This is a genomic window from Paenibacillus sp. JGP012 (assembly GCF_014203995.1).
Lineage (GTDB): Bacteria > Bacillota > Bacilli > Paenibacillales > Paenibacillaceae > Paenibacillus > Paenibacillus silvae.
The window spans coordinates 105,751-122,171 of record NZ_JACHKG010000017.1; the positions used below are offsets into that span (position 1 = coordinate 105,751).

The following is a 16,421-nucleotide window of genomic DNA, read 5'->3' on the forward strand; positions in this document are numbered from 1 at the left end:
AAGACGCCCATACTTGTCAAGGCTCGTATCCTATCATTCTTTCCCGATGAACAGAGTTCATAAACAATATATGCTTGTTCTCTACCGCTCATCTCTGTTTTAGATCATAAAAAAAGTGGCCCGAATCTCTTCGGACCACTCTTCCATCGAACTTTGTGACAATCTTCGTACGATTACGCAAAATGCGTGGGGTGTGACTTTATTATTTCACCTGCGCGCCATTAGGCATGCTGTCTGGTACGGTAGCGAGCGTCAGTTGATCCCCGTGTGATGCTGCCAAAATCATGCCTTGAGACAGCTCTCCACGCAGCTTCACCGGTTTAAGGTTGGTCACGCAGATGACTTTACGGCCAACCATCTCTTCAGGCGAATAAAACTTCGCAATACCCGATACAACCTGACGCTTCTCATAACCAAGGTCGAGTTGCAGCTTCAGCAGCTTATCTGCCTTTTTGACGGGCTCACATGCAATAACCTGGGCTACACGCAGCTCCACTTTGGCAAAATCATCAATGCCGATCTCTTCCTTAACCTCTGGTGCAGCGACAGGTTCAGCTGGAGCTTCTGTTGCAGCTTCTGCTTGACTTCCATCGGCTTGTGCAGTCTTCTGTCCACCTGTCATCGCCTCAGAGATGTAGGCAATCTCCTGTTCTGCATCCAGACGCGGGAAGATCGGGTCACCTTTATGCAGCGCATTTCCGGCAGGAATGATGCCCCACTGCTTCGCTGAATCCCAAGAAGTGAGTTCCCCTTCCTGAATGCCCAGCTGTTCCCAGATTTTGCGCGGTGCACGAGTCAGGAACGGCTGCAGCAAAATAGAGGCAATACGCAAGCTTTCGATCAAATGAGACATAACGGATGCGAGCTCATCACGTTTGGCTTCATCACGAGCGAGAGCCCACGGTTGTGTCTCGTCGATATATTTGTTGCTGCGGCTTACAAATTGACTGATTGCCGTAAGCGCCACGGAAAACTGCAGGTTCTCCATCGCCTGCTCTACTTTTTCTACAGTTGCATGGCCGGCTTCTTCCAATGATGCATCAAATGCAGTTACATTGGAGGCAAACGCAGGAGCTTTACCTTCAAAGTATTTATCCACCATAGCTACCGTACGATTCAGCAGGTTCCCCAGGTCATTTGCCAGGTCGGAATTCACACGCTCAACAAAGCTTTCCGGTGTGAACGTGCCATCTGAACCAAACGGTACTTCCCGAAGCAGATAATAACGCAGTGCATCGAGGCCGTAACGGTCAATCAGAGTCACCGGATCAACAACGTTGCCTTTGGATTTGGACATTTTGCCATCCTTCATCAAAAGCCAGCCATGGGCAAATACTTTTTTCGGCAGCGGCAGGTCCAGTGCCATCAGCATGATCGGCCAGTAGATCGTATGGAAACGAACGATCTCTTTACCCACCAGATGAACGTCAGCAGGCCAGAACTTGTCATACAGCGACGCATCGGAAGAACCATAGCCAAGGGCTGTAATATAGTTGGACAAAGCGTCAATCCAGACGTAAACGACGTGTTTGGGATCACCTTTAACTTTGACGCCCCACTCAAATGTAGTACGGGAAACCGCAAGGTCCTCGAGACCCGGCTTGATAAAGTTGTTGATCATCTCGTTTTTACGAGACTCCGGCTGAATGAAGCCCGGGTTCTCTTCATAATATTGCAGCAGACGGTCTGCATACTTGCTCATGCGGAAGAAGTATGACTCTTCTTTGACGAGTTCAACCGGGTGTCCGCTGTCCGGACTTTTGGCCGAGATAATTTCGCCCTTTTCATTTTTCTCCACATCCACCAGCTGCGTTTCCGTATAATACGTCTCATCCGGGATGCTGTACCAGCCCTCGTACTCTCCTTTGTAGATATCTCCCTGCTTCAGCAATCGGTCAAAGATATCCTGAACAACTGTTTTGTGACGCTCTTCAGTTGTACGAATAAAGTCATCATTGGAAATATCCAGCTTGTTCCACAGATCCTTGATGCCCGCCACGATCTCATCGATAAAAGTCTGCGGTGACAGCCCTTTCTCTTGAGCCTTGCGTTCGATCTTCTGACCATGCTCATCCGTTCCAGTCAAGTAACGCACTTCATAACCGCGCAGACGTTTATAGCGGGACATCGCATCCCCGGCTACTGTTGTATACGCATGCCCGATATGCAGCTTATCGCTTGGATAATAAATCGGTGTTGTCAAATAAAATGTTTTTTGGTCCGTCATGAATGACTTCTCCTCCTTCAAATGTCCTGAGAGGTGTTGCATGTACCAACTTGTAAAAAAATCCCTCAGCCTGTAAATGAACACAAAAAACTCCCGCCCCTATGGGACGAGAGTATCTCTCACGTGTTACCACCCAAATTCCCCGCATTTCTCACAAAACACAGGCTCTGCCGGTCCTTCGACCGCCCATTAACGCTGGATCACGCCTCAGCCTTACGACAACCGCATACGCTGATTGCACGCTCGAAAGAGGTTCCTCCGGGACCATCTTCCATCCTCCTCCCAGACCGGTTCTCAGCTAATCCGGCTCTCTGCACTGGGGGTGTGTCTGTACTTATCCCTTCACTGGAAATTCATATACAAAAAATATACTGAATTGCCGCCCTGATTGTCAAGGGCTCTGGCTGCCAGGCAGACATTACTGCTCTGAAGATGCGATTTTTTTCTCCGCTTTGGGCGGAACCAGATCTACGCCGCCGGGGTGGAACGGATGGCATTTCGCAATTCGCTGCGCAGCGAGTAGTGAACCCTTGAATGCACCATGCACTTCAATCGCCTCCATCGCATACGCCGAACATGTCGGGTAAAAACGGCACGTCGGCGGCTTTAAAGGAGAAATATAGCTGCGATACACCCGTATCGGGGCCTGCATGATTCTACGTGAAAGTTTCATCGTTAATTCTTCCCGTGACTGTGCGCATGCTGATGCGCAGAAGCTTTCTTCGCCGGAGCATGCTCCGCACAATCCTTACAGTATCCAAACACTTCAAACTTGTGATCCACGATCTGGAATTGATCCGGAGTATCGGCGAGCTGCATGGGGCAAAATACGATAGGATATGTCTTCTGACACTTCAAACAAATCATGTGATGATGATGGTGATCTTCGCTGCAATGCGCTTTGAATTTCACACCATCCTCAAAAATCACTTGCTCCAGTACACCAAGCTCCTGCATCACACGCAAGTTACGGTACACCGTATCAAAGCTTAATCCACTGTAGGTCTTGCCCATATATTCATAGACGTCCTTGGGTGTAAGATACCCCGGAGATTCGGCAAATAACCGTGCGAGTGTCTTACGCTGATCGGTTATGCGAAGCCCCTGTGAGGACATGGTGGTTATAATCTGTTCTGTCGACAGCATGATTTAAAGCACCTCCTGTCATACAAACATTTTGCATTCTTCATCATGCGACAGTATCTGGCAAAAGCTGTTGCCTCTACCCTGATTGTATACCTCTAATAATGCATGAAATGAAGTCTATAGTCAACGAAGGTGTACAATAAGGTAAAGCAAGCCTCCGGCATGCACAGATGCGGCTAATAAAGAAAGAACCCCATTCTCATGGGGTCCTTCTTGACGGTTCAGAAGATGGTTCATTTAATCGTTCTGGTGACTTTTGGGGTGAACGGGTATATCTAATATAAGCTTTCACTCCAAACCGTACATAATTAGCTTGTCGTATATTAGCTCAGTCGTATATTATTTTTCAGCCGGCAGTGGTGTGAACAGAAGGTTGACCGGCAAGTTACTTCCTGGTGCAGCGGAGAAAATAATCGTCACACTCTCACCATAAGAGCCTGTACGATACAGTACACCTTGCTCGTTCGGAGCACTCAGGGAGCGGCTGTCATTCGACAGCTGTACCAGTTGTCCGTTGACCAGTGCGGAGCCATAATACTTGCCTCCACGTGGATTAAACGAAATCAGCGTACGCGGAGCAACGTTGTTCAGCGTGATTTTGTAGAGCACACCGAAGTTACCGGCATTAGAAGCGATAGTGAAAGCCATCGGATCTGTGCCGTCAAGGTTTGGATCACTTGCATTATCTCCTAATGGAAGACGCGCAGGCTTTGAACCTACTTCCTGATCATACGTAATGATCCGTGTTGCATTCGGATACGTTCCACGGTTATGAACGCCGTCGCGATCCAGAACAGGCAAGGATGACAATACAGCCATCGGGTCCTTGTTCTCTTCAATCATCACGATGTTGTAATCAAGTGTGTAGTCACTGAACGTGTCTGAATACAGGGAGATGACCTGCCCTTCTTTCATCGGAGTAGCGCTCAGTTCAGTCAGGATCAATTTGCTCTCACCTGGCTGGAGGTAGATTTTCTTCTGATCTGCACCTGTTTGCATGGACTTGAACCATTTATCAATGGACAATTTACCTGCTACTGTAGCGAAAGGTGTTGGTCCGGCAAAGCCCATGTTTTGTTGTTCGAATACCGCTGTATACGGATTGTTATTGGTCGCAATTACGTACATTTTTACTCTTTTTCCTGTATTGTTGACATGGTGAATCATGAAACGTGTCTGTCCAAAGGAGGATTCCTTGTAGACGATACCTTCCTGATTAACGGTTTCAGGGCTGTTACTGCGAATAAGCAGGCTTGGCTCATCCGTGTACGTAAATGGTACTTTTTCCATTGCTGGCACTTCTCCGCCATTAAAGGTGAATTTGTCGCCTACAGGTGTGAACAACTGATTGAAATCGGACATCGTGTAGAGCGTTTCACCTGTAACCATGATGGTTTTAGTGTAGGTATTGCTCAAACCGTGTTTATCTGTAACGGTAAGAGATACTGTCTTAGGTCCCGGGATAAAGAAGGCAAGTGAGTTGTTATCCCACTCTCTTTTTTCGATGGCATTTTCATCATCCGTACTTTGGTCAATATAGGTGATTTTTTCACCCATTTTGTATTCTTCCTTATCCGTTGTAAACATCGCAACCGGCGGAAGGTTCGGACGCTCGACTTTGATCGTAAGCGTGAACGGGTTACTCCACTGACCGCTGGAATCCTGCACTGTGTAAGTTACCGTGTATACTCCAGGCTGATCAAAGGAATCCTGACGTCCTGTCCACTGCTCATTGACAATGGGCAGACCGCTCGGGGAGCTGCTCTTTGTTGTATAGATGACCTGATCCCCTGCAAAAATCTCATTCTGAACCGTAAAGCTGGCAACCGGCTTGGTGTTAAGCTTCAACACAACCGTTTTGGCCGACTGATTAACGGTATATGTGATATTCAATGCTTGAGTGATTGACGTCAGTGGAATCATGAACGTGTTTTTTTCCTGGTACGCAGGACCTTTCATCGTTCTGGATTGACCGTTGACGGTGTACACATTGCTGTTCGTTTTGAAGCGAAGTTCATCCGTACCACTTATAATAATGGTTTCTTTGGTTTTATTATCATACTTCACATCATAGCCTACCCGGTCTACCAGTGCGCGAATAGCCACATACGATACACCATTCTTCACGGCCATTGGCCGTCCAGCCAGGTAAGTCTTGCCATCCTGAACCATTTTATTGCTGTTCATGTACAAAGTCAGGTCTCCGCCCGAGCTTGCAGCTGCGGATGTTGTTCCTGTCGTTGGCTGCTCCACTTCAGCAGGCACAGGTGAACCATTTTCTTCGGTTGTTCCCTGCTCTTCGCCAGCTCCGGTTTCAGGTGTCACAGGCGTAACTTCTGTTGCAGAAGGAACCGATGTTTCCGGTTTTGTTTCTGTTTCTATAGTGCTTTCATTGTCAGCAGGTTTTGTGTTGCTTGTTGCATTTGTCGATGGATTGTTTGTTTGTTCAGATGCTGTGCCAGATTTCACTTCGGATTCGGCAATCGGCTGTTCTTTTTTTACAACCTCGACGGATTTCACTTTAGCGGTATTCACTGGTGTCGTTTCATTTGATTCAGCCGCTTGTGCATTTGCAGGAATTACGGCAAAGGCCTGAAAAACAGCAAAAGCGGTAAGTATGGACAATTTCTTCTTCAAATTCATTCTTTGTCTTTGGCTCCTTCTGCTCCCATTTATTAATATCCCCTCTAAAAGTCATATGATTAGACGCTCAGAAACGGGAAAAGTTGCTAAAAAGATTAAATTAGAATTGGAAATTTTATAATAGAAGTGAAAACTATGAAAATAGTTATCTGTTAAAATGAACAAACTCCCATCTGCGATATAAATAAGCACACAAATAAAAGCAGCCCTCACGAAACGATGTTCGTAAAGACTGCTTGGTAGCATGTGTTCAAGCCATAAATATTACAAGTTCTGCTTAATTCCCTGAGCAAGTTACACCTGCTGTTTCCGCACGCCCTTGCTCAATCAAGCGGTATGCTCGTTCCACTTCTTCTTCCGTAGGGGAAGGCACGCCATCCAGCGGATAGACCTTGCCCAGTGCTTCCCATTTGTATATTCCCATCTGATGATAAGGGAGAATTTCGAACTTCTCCACGCCGTTCAGTGTACCAATAAAACGTCCCAGGTCCAGCAGGTCCTGCTCCTGATCATGAATGCCAGGCACATATACATGTCTGATCCACATCTTCCTGCCATGTTCAGATAGCCATCTTGCTGTATTTAATGTACGTTCATTCGATTTACCCGTCAGCTTGATATGCTTCTCATCATCAATATGTTTCAAATCCAGCAATACAAGGTCTGTGTTGTCCAGCAGCTCATGAATTCGATCCGGTTCATTGAAGCCGTTGCTGTCCAGCGTAGTATGAAGTCCCCATCGACGTTTAACCTCTTTGAACACATCTGCAACAAAGTGTGCCTGAAGTGTCGGTTCACCGCCAGAAACGGTAAGTCCCCCGCCCGAGCTGCGGTAATAAGTCAGATACGGCTCAATCTCGGCCAGTACCTCCTCCAAGCTCATCTCTTTCCCGCCATCCAGTGCCCATGTGTCAGGATTATGACAATATTGGCATTTGAGCAGGCATCCTTGCATAAAAAGCACAAAGCGGATGCCAGGGCCGTCAACCGTCCCGAAAGTTTCGAGTGAATGAATATGTCCTTTAACCATGCTGCCTCTTCCTTTCTGTACCCGCATCCGCCATGCGTTTTTATTTTAAAGATAAAATACCTCTGTATACAGTGTCGGCTTACATCGAACCGTGGAATGTACGGTTAATGACATCGAGCTGTTGCTCGCGTGTCAGTTTAATGAAGTTAACTGCGTAACCGGATACCCGTACGGTCAGTTGCGGATAATTTTCCGGATGATCCATTGCATCGATCAACTGCTGACGATCAAATACGTTTACGTTAAGGTGATGCGCATTTTGACCAAAGTATCCATCCATCATTGCTGTCAGATTGGATTTACGTGCTGCATCTTCTTTACCCAGTGCTTTTGGCACGATGGAGAAGGTGTTGGAAATACCGTCCAGGCTGTGTTCATAAGGCAGTTTCGCTACAGAACCAAGAGATGCCAGCGCACCTTTTTTATCCCGACCATGCATCGGGTTTGCCCCTGGTGCAAACGGTTCGCCTGCTTTACGTCCATCTGGTGTTGTTCCTGTTTTCTTACCGTACACCACATTGGAAGTAATGGTCAGTACGGATTGTGTTGGCATTGCATTACGATATGCTTTGTGTTTGCGAATCATACCCATGAAGGTTTCCACCAACTCAACAGCAATGCTGTCTACACTGTCATCGTTGTTACCGTAGCAAGGGAATTCACCTTCAATTTCAAAGTCAATTGCGATGCCTTGTTCGTTGCGGATCGGTTTAACTTTGGCATATTTGATTGCACTGAGTGAGTCGGCCGCAACCGAGAGTCCGGCAATACCGCAAGCCATCGTGCGCAAAATGTCACGGTCATGGAGTGCCATTTCGATCCGTTCGTAGCTGTATTTATCATGCATGTAGTGGATCACATTCAGTGTGTTCATGTACAGTTTAGCCAGCCACTCCATCATCGGTTTGAAGCGTTTCATCACTTCGTTGTAATCCAGCACTTCACTTGTAATGGCAGGGTACTCTGGACCAACCTGTGCTCCTGATTTTTCATCACGTCCACCGTTGATTGCGTACAGCAAAGCTTTGGCCAAGTTGGCACGTGCACCGAAGAACTGCATTTGTTTACCGATCTTCATCGCGGATACACAGCATGCAATACCATAATCGTCACCGTAGATCGGACGCATCAGATCATCATTCTCATACTGAATGGAGCTGGTTTCAATGGATACTTTACTGCAGTAATCTTTGAAGGCTTCAGGCAGTTTGGTAGACCACAGTACGGTCAGGTTCGGCTCTGGTGCTGGACCCAGATTGTGCAGTGTGTGCAGGAAGCGGAAGCTGTTTTTGGTTACGCGTGTTTCACCATTAACGGACATTCCCCCGATGGACTCGGTTACCCATGTTGGGTCACCACTGAACAATTCGTTGTAATCCGGTGTGCGCAGGAATTTCACAATCCGCAATTTCATAACAAAGTGGTCAACCAGCTCTTGAGCCTGTTCTTCTGTCAGCACACCTTCTTGCAGGTCACGTTCAATGTAGATATCCAGGAAAGAAGACACACGTCCAAGGGACATCGCCGCACCGTTCTGTTCTTTGATGGCTGCGAGGTAACCGAAATACAACCATTGGAATGCTTCTTTTGCTGTTGTCGCTGGCAAGGAAATATCGAAGCCGTGCATTTCGCCCAGTTGCTTCAGTTCTTGCAATGCACGAATCTGTTCGGACAATTCTTCGCGAAGGCGAATCACATCTTCATCAATAACATCTACTTCAAGTGCGTTGAGCTCGCCTTTTTTGTGACGAATCAGGAAATCTACCCCGTACAAAGCAACCCGGCGATAGTCACCGATAATCCGGCCGCGGCCGTATGCATCCGGCAGACCTGTAATGATCCCTGCTTTACGTGCTGCACGCATCTCTGAAGTGTAAGCGTCGAATACACCCTGGTTATGCGTTTTGCGAATGTTTGTAAATATATCAATGACAGCTTGAGGCATTTCAAAACCATATGCTTCACATGCGTCAATCATCATACGAATTCCGCCGAATGGCTGAATGGAACGTTTGAATGGTGCATCTGTTTGCACACCGACAATCTGCTCTTTGGACTGATCCAGATAACCCGGTTGATGAGAAGTGATGGTTGAAGGGGTATTCACATCCACATCAAGCACTCCGCCATTGTCCCGTTCTTTTTTGGTTAAATCGGATACGATATCCCACAATTCTTTGGTATTCTGGGTAGCGCCTGCGAGGAAAGACTCATCCCCGTAATAAGGAGACAGGTTGTGCACCAGAAAATCATTCACATCTACGGTCTTGGTCCAAGTTCCTTTAGTAAAGTTTCTCCAGCCTGTTTGTTGTTTGACATCTTTTTCGATCACCGACATCTTAATCCCTCCGCTTTTTTGGATTTCTGGACACATCACATTGCTGCAGTACACGTATCATCAGATGTCCAGATCCGCGATTGATGTGAATTGTTTCACATGAGCCGGAACACGTTCTCTCTAGTTGGGAACCGGAACCGCGGAATGAATGTTTTTCTTACATTTTCAGTATACGTCTTGGTGCTTTCACCATCTGTGATTTTTGTCACAAAGCCAGCAATATACGTCACTCTGGCTGGGCGTTGTCTTCATTGCACATAGGTTGGAGTTGAGTTCACACTAGGCCACTCCGCGGGCAGCACAACTTCCGATCGCTGTTATCCCCGGATTTTTTCGATTCACTTTTTCCAAAGTGAAAATCCGGGGATAAAGGCGAACGCTCCGCTTCTCCAGTTTGTCCTGCCCGCTCCGTTAACGTGCGAACCTCTATTGTGCAAACAGCCACCTCCCCTCGTCGTTCCTCTTCCCTTTGGGGAGTGGTTGCTCCGCTACGCTCAGAGCAACCAAGGACTTTTCGGAGGTTCCTGAAAAACGGGCGCTCTGCCTCTCCGTTTTTCTGCCCATCTCTTTTGGTCTGCTTTCGTTGGTGCGCTGCGCGTGCTGTCTTCGTGCGGGCCCGCGACTGGACGCTCCTGAAAAACGGGCGCTCTGCTTCTCCATTTTTCTGCCCATCTCTTTTGATTTGCTTGCCTGGTACGCTGCGCGTGCTGTCTTCGTGCGGGCCTCGACTGAACGTTCCTGAAAAACGGACGCTCGCCTCTCCGTTTTTCTGCCCATCTCTTGTGGGGTTATCTCCCCTTTCCCACCTCCTTTCCTGCTTCTCTAATCCTTTGGCGACGATACGGCAATCGGGGCTCCCCAGCCTGGGGAACCCTGTGCAATTGCCTCAACCTTCGTGGTTGATGTTATTTATGCTGCTTGTTATTCAAACTTGCCATAGAATGCGTTGCGGTATACATCAGCCAGCTCAGTCACCAGCGGCAGTTTTGGATTCGCTGTTGTACACTGGTCTTCGAATGCACGATCTGCCAGATAGTCAACATGTGCTTCGAAGTCTTTGGCGTCAAATCCGATTTCCTGGAATGATTCCTCAATGCCCAGTTTTTTGTTCAGATCACGAATCGCTTTGATCAGGCTGTTTACGCCCTCTTCAGTTGTGCGAGCCGGCAATCCGAGAATACGTGCGATTTCAGCGTAACGCTCGTCAGCTACAAAGTGCGAATATTTCGGGAACGATGCAAATTTCGTCGGTTTTTTTGCATTGTAGCGAATCACGTGTGGCATCAGAATTGCATTTGTACGACCGTGTGCAGTGTGGTACTGACCGCCCCATTTGTGCGCCAAGCTGTGGTTAATTCCCAAGAATGCGTTGGCAAAGGCCATACCGGCAATGGTCGAAGCATTATGCATTTTTTCGCGAGCCAGTTTATCCCCTTGCAGTGCCGATTGCTCCAGATATTGGAACACCAGTTGAATTGCTTTGATGGCCAGGCCGTCTGTGTAATCATTCGCCATTACGGATACATAAGCTTCGATGGCGTGAGTCAGGACGTCCATCCCTGTATCAGCTACTGCTGTTTTTGGCAAGCTGTATACGAATTCCGGGTCCACAATCGCTACGTCCGGTGTCAGCTCATAGTCAGCCAGCGGATATTTGGTATTGCCTTGCTCTTTATCTGTGATTACTGCGAACGATGTAACTTCAGAACCTGTACCTGATGTGGTCGGGATCGCAACAAATTTTGCTTTGATGCCGAGTTTAGGATATTTGTAGATCCGTTTGCGGATATCCATAAATTTTTGTTTCAGGTTGTTGAAGTCTGTATCCGGATATTCATAGAACAGCCACATCGCTTTGGCAGCATCCATTGGTGATCCGCCGCCGAGTGCAATAATGCAGTCAGGCTGGAAGCGATCCATCATCGCTTTACCACGATCTACTGTTGTTGTGGATGGATCTGGCTCAACTTCAGAGAATACTTCGATGGCAACCGGTGTTTGACGCTGACGCAGATAGTGCTCTACTTTTTCCACATAACCAAGTTTGACCATCATGGCATCGGTAATGATTGCTACGCGAGTAATATCCGGCATTTTGGCAAGATATTGTGTTGCGCCTTTTTCGAAGTAGACTTTGTTCGGTACTTTGAACCATTGCATATTCACGGTACGGCGAGCCACCCTTTTCACGTTGATTAAGTTCACAGCTGTAACGTTCGAAGAAGTTGAGTTACGTCCATACGAGCCGCATCCAAGAGTCAATGATGGCATATTGGTATTGTAGATATCACCGATCGCGCCGTGTGTGGATGGGGAGTTCACGATAATCCGTCCTGTTTGCAGGCGATCTGCAAATTGGTTGATTACTTCTTCATTGTTCGAGTGAATAACGGAGGAGTGACCCATACCACCAAACGCTACCACTTCTGCTGCACGCTCGATCCCGTCTTTTGCTGTTTTTACTTTGTAACAAGCGAGCACCGGACTCAATTTCTCTGCAGATAACGGGAATTTTGTACCCACGCCTTCAATCTCGGCTACCAGAATTTTAGTACCTGCCGGTACTTCAATTCCGCACATTTTTGCAATGTTCACAGCGGACTGACCTACAATTGCCGGATTAACCGCACATTTCTCTGCGTTGATTGCACCTGCTGTCAATTTGGCCGCTTCATCCTTGTTGACGAAGTAACAGCCGTTCGCAATCATTTTCTTTTTCACTTGATCAAAGATCGGCTCTTCAATGATTACCGCTTGTTCAGATGCACAGATCATACCGTTATCGAAAGATTTCGACAAAATCAAATCCGTTACCGCCTGATTGATATCTGCACTTTTCTCAATAAAGCATGGTACGTTACCAGGTCCTACGCCGAGTGCAGGTTTACCACAGCTGTACGCTGCTCGAACCATTCCTGATCCACCTGTTGCCAGGATGAGCGCTACATCATTGTGATTCATGAGTGCGTTGGTGCGATCCATGGATGGATCGTCGATCCACTGGATACAGCCAGCCGGAGCACCGTGCTTCACAGCAGCTTCTAGCAAGATTTTTGCCGCCTCGCGGCTGCAGTTCTGTGCAGATGGGTGGAAACCAAAGATGATCGGGTTACGTGTTTTGATCGCAATCAATGCTTTGAACATCGTGGTTGACGTCGGATTGGTTACTGGCGTAATCCCCATAATGATGCCAACGGGCTCCGCAATTTTCTGAAAGCTGTCGTACTCGTTATCCTCAATGACACCTACTGTTTTTTCGTATTTAATGCTATTATAGATGTATTCAGTTGCAAAAATATTTTTAGTGATTTTATCTTCATAAACACCGCGGCCTGTTTCCTCAACGGCCATTTTGGCGAGCAGCATATGTTTATCCAGTCCCGCAAGCGCCATCGCCTGCACAATCCGGTCAATTTGTTCCTGATCCATGGACATGAATGCTGCATGTGCTTTGTTTGCTTTGTCGATTAACGTTTGAATATACTGACCTGCTGTCGGTTCTTTTACTGGGGCGACCTCATTCTTCACAGCCATCTCCCTCATCCTCCTAAAGGTTCGTATTGTTTGTCTCTCTTCTTTACATGCACATCGTACCATGCGTAAAAGAATAAATATGTGATTTTTTTCACAAAGTATAACAAATTTTATTTAAGTTTTTAACAGCCTTCGGCAAGCCCTCTTCCCCTGTTATTTTGCTTCCTATTTTAAATATAGTGCTGTCAGACTCATACTTCCCTTTTGAAAGTGAATTTAATCACAATGTTTGAAATTTCGCCATTTTTACAGGCTTTCCATGCCCCTCAAACCCCAGGATTAGGTATATACTGAACTTAAAAATTGAACCACCGCAATTTGTACCGTACCTCCACACGGCCGAGATGACCAGATCAGGATGGCACAGCTTGCGGCAAACCACGGGGCTGTTTTTATTAAAGGATAGCCGTCGATGGATACAAAGGGGAGAGCAACGTATGGGAGATTTAACAAACGTACTGGAAAAACGCGGTAACACCAGCTGTTTCTCGGAAGTCAATTTTAATCATCTGCTCGTCACAATGAAGGACCGTACTTACCCGGAAGGAACACACCTCTACTGGGAAGGTGACGTCTCCGACAAGCTTTATTATATGAAACGGGGGCGTGCCCAGATTACCAAATCCACCGACGAAGGCAAGGAACTGATCATGTATATGTATCAGACTGGTGATATGATCGGGCAGGCCGATCCCTTCTTTGGTTCCAGACACAGCTTTTCGGCAGAAGTGCTGGAGGACAGCGAGATTGGTGTGCTGGAGCACAAGGACCTGGAAATGCTGATCTGCCAGCATTGTGACTTTGCCATTGATTTTATGAAATGGATGGGCATTCACCACCGTCTGACGCAAACCAAATTCCGTGATCTGATGTTATACGGAAAACCCGGGGCCCTCTGCTCTACGCTGATCCGGCTGTCGAATTCCTATGGGGAAGCGCATGGGGATCATGTGATTATTCATAAAAAAATTACGCACACGGACCTGTCCAATATGATTGGTGCTACCCGTGAAAGTGTAAACCGCATGCTCAGCGATCTTCGTAAAAAAGACGCGCTCGAATATGACAACGGCATGATTGTCATTAAAGACTTGAAAATGCTGCAGGGCATCTGTCATTGCGAACTGTGTCCGAATGAAATTTGCCGCATCTGATGCGAAAAATCAAGTAATCAAGCAATTCACCGAAGCGTTTCGGCAAAATTGGTTGTCATACTCAATGCTTAATGCTTAATGCTTAATTACACAAGAAAAAGCCCAACCTGGTTAAAACCGTTGGGCTTTTCCTGCTTCATTCTATATGTCAGGCTCATTCAGGAAACTTTGGCCAGTTCGAGCTTTATCGCATCCCGCGGACTTAATTTCATATCCAGACCGTTCTCCATTAGCTCCTTGTCATTCACCATAATAACCCAGCGCTCATTCATACCAGGGATAACATTTTCTACGGCAACAACAAATTTGTTATTTTCCGACATACGCACAACACCACTCGATTTTAATACGTCACGAACCGTGCACTCCTGTACATAAATGCCGGCATATTGCCGTTTCAGACTTGGCTTGATGCTGCCGCCACTCACTTTCAGCAGGGTTGTCTGATATGCGACTCCATCCCCACCACGATCAGCAGCTTTGACATATATAGTAACCTCATCTTTGGCATGAAGCTCGATATCCCAGTTTTCCTGTTCAATGTCCTTGCCATTCAGCTTCACTGCCCAGGTCAAGGAAGAATCCAGCGAAACCTCACCAACGGATTGGATCCGTTTGCCGTCTGCCGTAAAATCAACCAGCCCGCTGTTCAGCAGTGCTTTTTTGAGCGTCAGACCTTGACTGAAATCACGTTTGATGGACTTGGTCGCATCAGGTAAAAACGTACTGCCATCAATCGAAACTGTAATTGTATTGGCCGAATCCTTTTCCGAGACAACCGGCTGCTCTGCTGGCTGCGGCTCTCGGGTACAGCCCGTTAGAACGGCGAGTATAAGCAAACATAGACCTATGTAACCGGGAATTGTCTTCATCATGTAGGTAACACCACCCTGCGTAAAATCATTCACCCTGTTGTCCATAACCTCTATTATGGCACATTCCTTCATAAAAAACAGTATCAAAGCCGTTACTTTTATCAGGCAGCCTTCTCCTGTAACAGACAAATCAAAAAAGGCCCCTGCGATAAGGGCCCTCTATACCAGCGTTTGTCCGGCTTTGGACAAGACTGACTATTGTACAAAAGCTTGCATATATGTTCGGCCTCCGTCCCCATCCTTCAGATAAGGATTGAGTCCAAAAGTTTGAGTCTCGGATACAAATACACCTGTTAACAAACGGCCTTCCAGAAGCTCACCATCAACCTGCACACAGCAGGAAGGAGCATCCACGTATTCCTGATAAAGCGGAATATATCCGTAGGGCTGATGAATTTTGAACAGCTTCCCCTGCTCATTAAACGGGCGATCCGAGAAGTAGGTGGGCACGATATAACGTGCGATAACATCCAGTTCCTCCGTTGTATAGAATGGCTCGTCACCCAGCCATGGGGCCAGCATTCGAATTTTTTCATATTGTGACCAGACGACTGCCTGAATCAGCATCTCGATCTGCACCCGTTTACCATTCGCTGCCTTCATATAGAGCCGATCGCTAAGAAGTTGTTGTTTTTCATGAGCGCTCTTCTCATCCGGTACCCTCAGCTCACAACCGATACATTTCCAGCCGCCAGGCGCCTGAATCCACTTTTGCAGCACTGCCGGAGACGACACCAAGCCAGTAAAGTCGATCATATGATCTTCGGCTTGAGGGGGGTTATCCTGGTCCTCATGTGAATTGGCTGTGCGCCTGAACAGTTCCGCCGTTTTCTGATAAATGAGATGAACCTGAATGGATGCGCTCTCAAGTTCCGCAATATCTTGTTTGCCGTAGCGTATTTCACGGGATAAGCTTTCTTCTCTCATGACAAGTGGCCTCCTTCGCTCCGGCCGCCTGCGGCCATTTTCTATAGATTATACTACATCTCATGACAACATGTGCACAGGGCGCAAGAAAAAGCACGTTCCAACCGGTTTCAGAAGACAAAAAACTCCTGATTCCAAGGAAATCAAGGAGTTTTTGTTTTTGTTTGCTTCAGGCCGCACACCTCGGGTTTACTCAACCCAATGCTCTGCCCAGTCTTGAATCTGATTCATTACAGGCTGTAAGGCTTTGCCCTTCTCGGTCAGCTCATATTCAATTCTCACAGGTGTTTCAGGATACACATGGCGTACCAGAATACCTTCGCTCTCCAGGTCTTTCATCCGTTCAGACAACATCTTGTCACTCATGGACGGAATCAGATTGGAGATGTCCTTAAATCGCTTTGAACCACTCATTAATGTCTGGATAATCAAACCGTTCCAGCGTTTGCCCAAAAAAGAAAACGCCGTTTCAAAACGCGGACACATCCGCAAATCTTGATCTTCCACTTTCATCACCTCTTTAGAGATCAATCTGCTTACATTTTGT

Annotated in this window: 12 protein-coding genes; 1 reads left to right on the plus strand and 11 read right to left on the minus strand. The window is 47.0% G+C overall.

The features are described 5' to 3' along the window. Positions 1 to 202 precede the first annotated feature (202 nt). From metG to adhE, 8 genes are all read right to left on the minus strand, one after another. Positions 203 to 2,269, minus strand: a complete 2,067-nt coding sequence (gene metG / locus HNR77_RS19610) for a methionine--tRNA ligase (protein WP_184187944.1) — start codon at positions 2,267 to 2,269, stop codon at positions 203 to 205. 376 nt (positions 2,270 to 2,645) lie between these two features. Then, positions 2,646 to 2,900: a membrane protein insertion efficiency factor YidD gene (gene yidD, locus HNR77_RS19615; RefSeq protein ID WP_184187946.1), complete on the minus strand. Its 255-nt coding sequence runs from the start codon at positions 2,898 to 2,900 to the stop codon at positions 2,646 to 2,648. A 2-nt stretch (positions 2,901 to 2,902) separates the two neighbouring features. Continuing rightward, complete coding sequence (locus HNR77_RS19620; protein WP_184187948.1) at positions 2,903 to 3,373, minus strand: Fur family transcriptional regulator; 471 nt, start codon at positions 3,371 to 3,373, stop codon at positions 2,903 to 2,905. A gap of 339 nt (positions 3,374 to 3,712) precedes the next feature. After that, a complete protein-coding gene (locus tag HNR77_RS19625; protein ID WP_184187950.1) occupies positions 3,713 to 6,016 on the minus strand; it encodes a stalk domain-containing protein in 2,304 nt (767 codons plus the stop codon). 277 nt (positions 6,017 to 6,293) lie between these two features. Then, on the minus strand, positions 6,294 to 7,046 hold the full coding sequence (gene pflA, locus HNR77_RS19630; RefSeq protein ID WP_184187952.1) for a pyruvate formate-lyase-activating protein: 753 nt from the start codon (positions 7,044 to 7,046) through the stop codon (positions 6,294 to 6,296). Positions 7,047 to 7,125: 79 nt separating this feature from the next. After that, complete coding sequence (pflB, locus tag HNR77_RS19635) at positions 7,126 to 9,384, minus strand: formate C-acetyltransferase (protein ID WP_184187954.1); 2,259 nt, start codon at positions 9,382 to 9,384, stop codon at positions 7,126 to 7,128. Between the two features lie 426 nt (positions 9,385 to 9,810). Further along, positions 9,811 to 10,161 carry a hypothetical protein gene (locus HNR77_RS19640; RefSeq protein ID WP_184187956.1) on the minus strand — a complete coding sequence of 117 codons (351 nt, stop codon included), beginning with the start codon at positions 10,159 to 10,161 and terminating at the stop codon, positions 9,811 to 9,813. 144 nt (positions 10,162 to 10,305) lie between these two features. Then, positions 10,306 to 12,918 (minus strand): bifunctional acetaldehyde-CoA/alcohol dehydrogenase, encoded by a 2,613-nt coding sequence (gene adhE / locus HNR77_RS19645; protein ID WP_184187959.1) that lies wholly within the window; start codon positions 12,916 to 12,918, stop codon positions 10,306 to 10,308. Positions 12,919 to 13,355: 437 nt separating this feature from the next. Between adhE and HNR77_RS19650 the strand changes: the two genes are divergently transcribed. Continuing rightward, complete coding sequence (locus tag HNR77_RS19650) at positions 13,356 to 14,072, plus strand: Crp/Fnr family transcriptional regulator (protein WP_111271567.1); 717 nt, start codon at positions 13,356 to 13,358, stop codon at positions 14,070 to 14,072. 158 nt (positions 14,073 to 14,230) lie between these two features. On the opposite strand, the gene HNR77_RS19655 is transcribed toward HNR77_RS19650, so the two are convergent. The 3 genes from HNR77_RS19655 to HNR77_RS19665 form a co-directional block, all read right to left on the minus strand. Further along, complete coding sequence (locus HNR77_RS19655) at positions 14,231 to 14,947, minus strand: hypothetical protein (RefSeq protein WP_184187962.1); 717 nt, start codon at positions 14,945 to 14,947, stop codon at positions 14,231 to 14,233. A 195-nt stretch (positions 14,948 to 15,142) separates the two neighbouring features. Further along, entirely contained in the window at positions 15,143 to 15,874 is a 732-nt protein-coding gene (locus HNR77_RS19660) for a hypothetical protein (protein ID WP_184187965.1), read from the minus strand. Between the two features lie 189 nt (positions 15,875 to 16,063). After that, a complete protein-coding gene (locus HNR77_RS19665) occupies positions 16,064 to 16,360 on the minus strand; it encodes a winged helix-turn-helix transcriptional regulator (RefSeq protein WP_373288427.1) in 297 nt (98 codons plus the stop codon). Positions 16,361 to 16,421 lie beyond the last annotated feature (61 nt).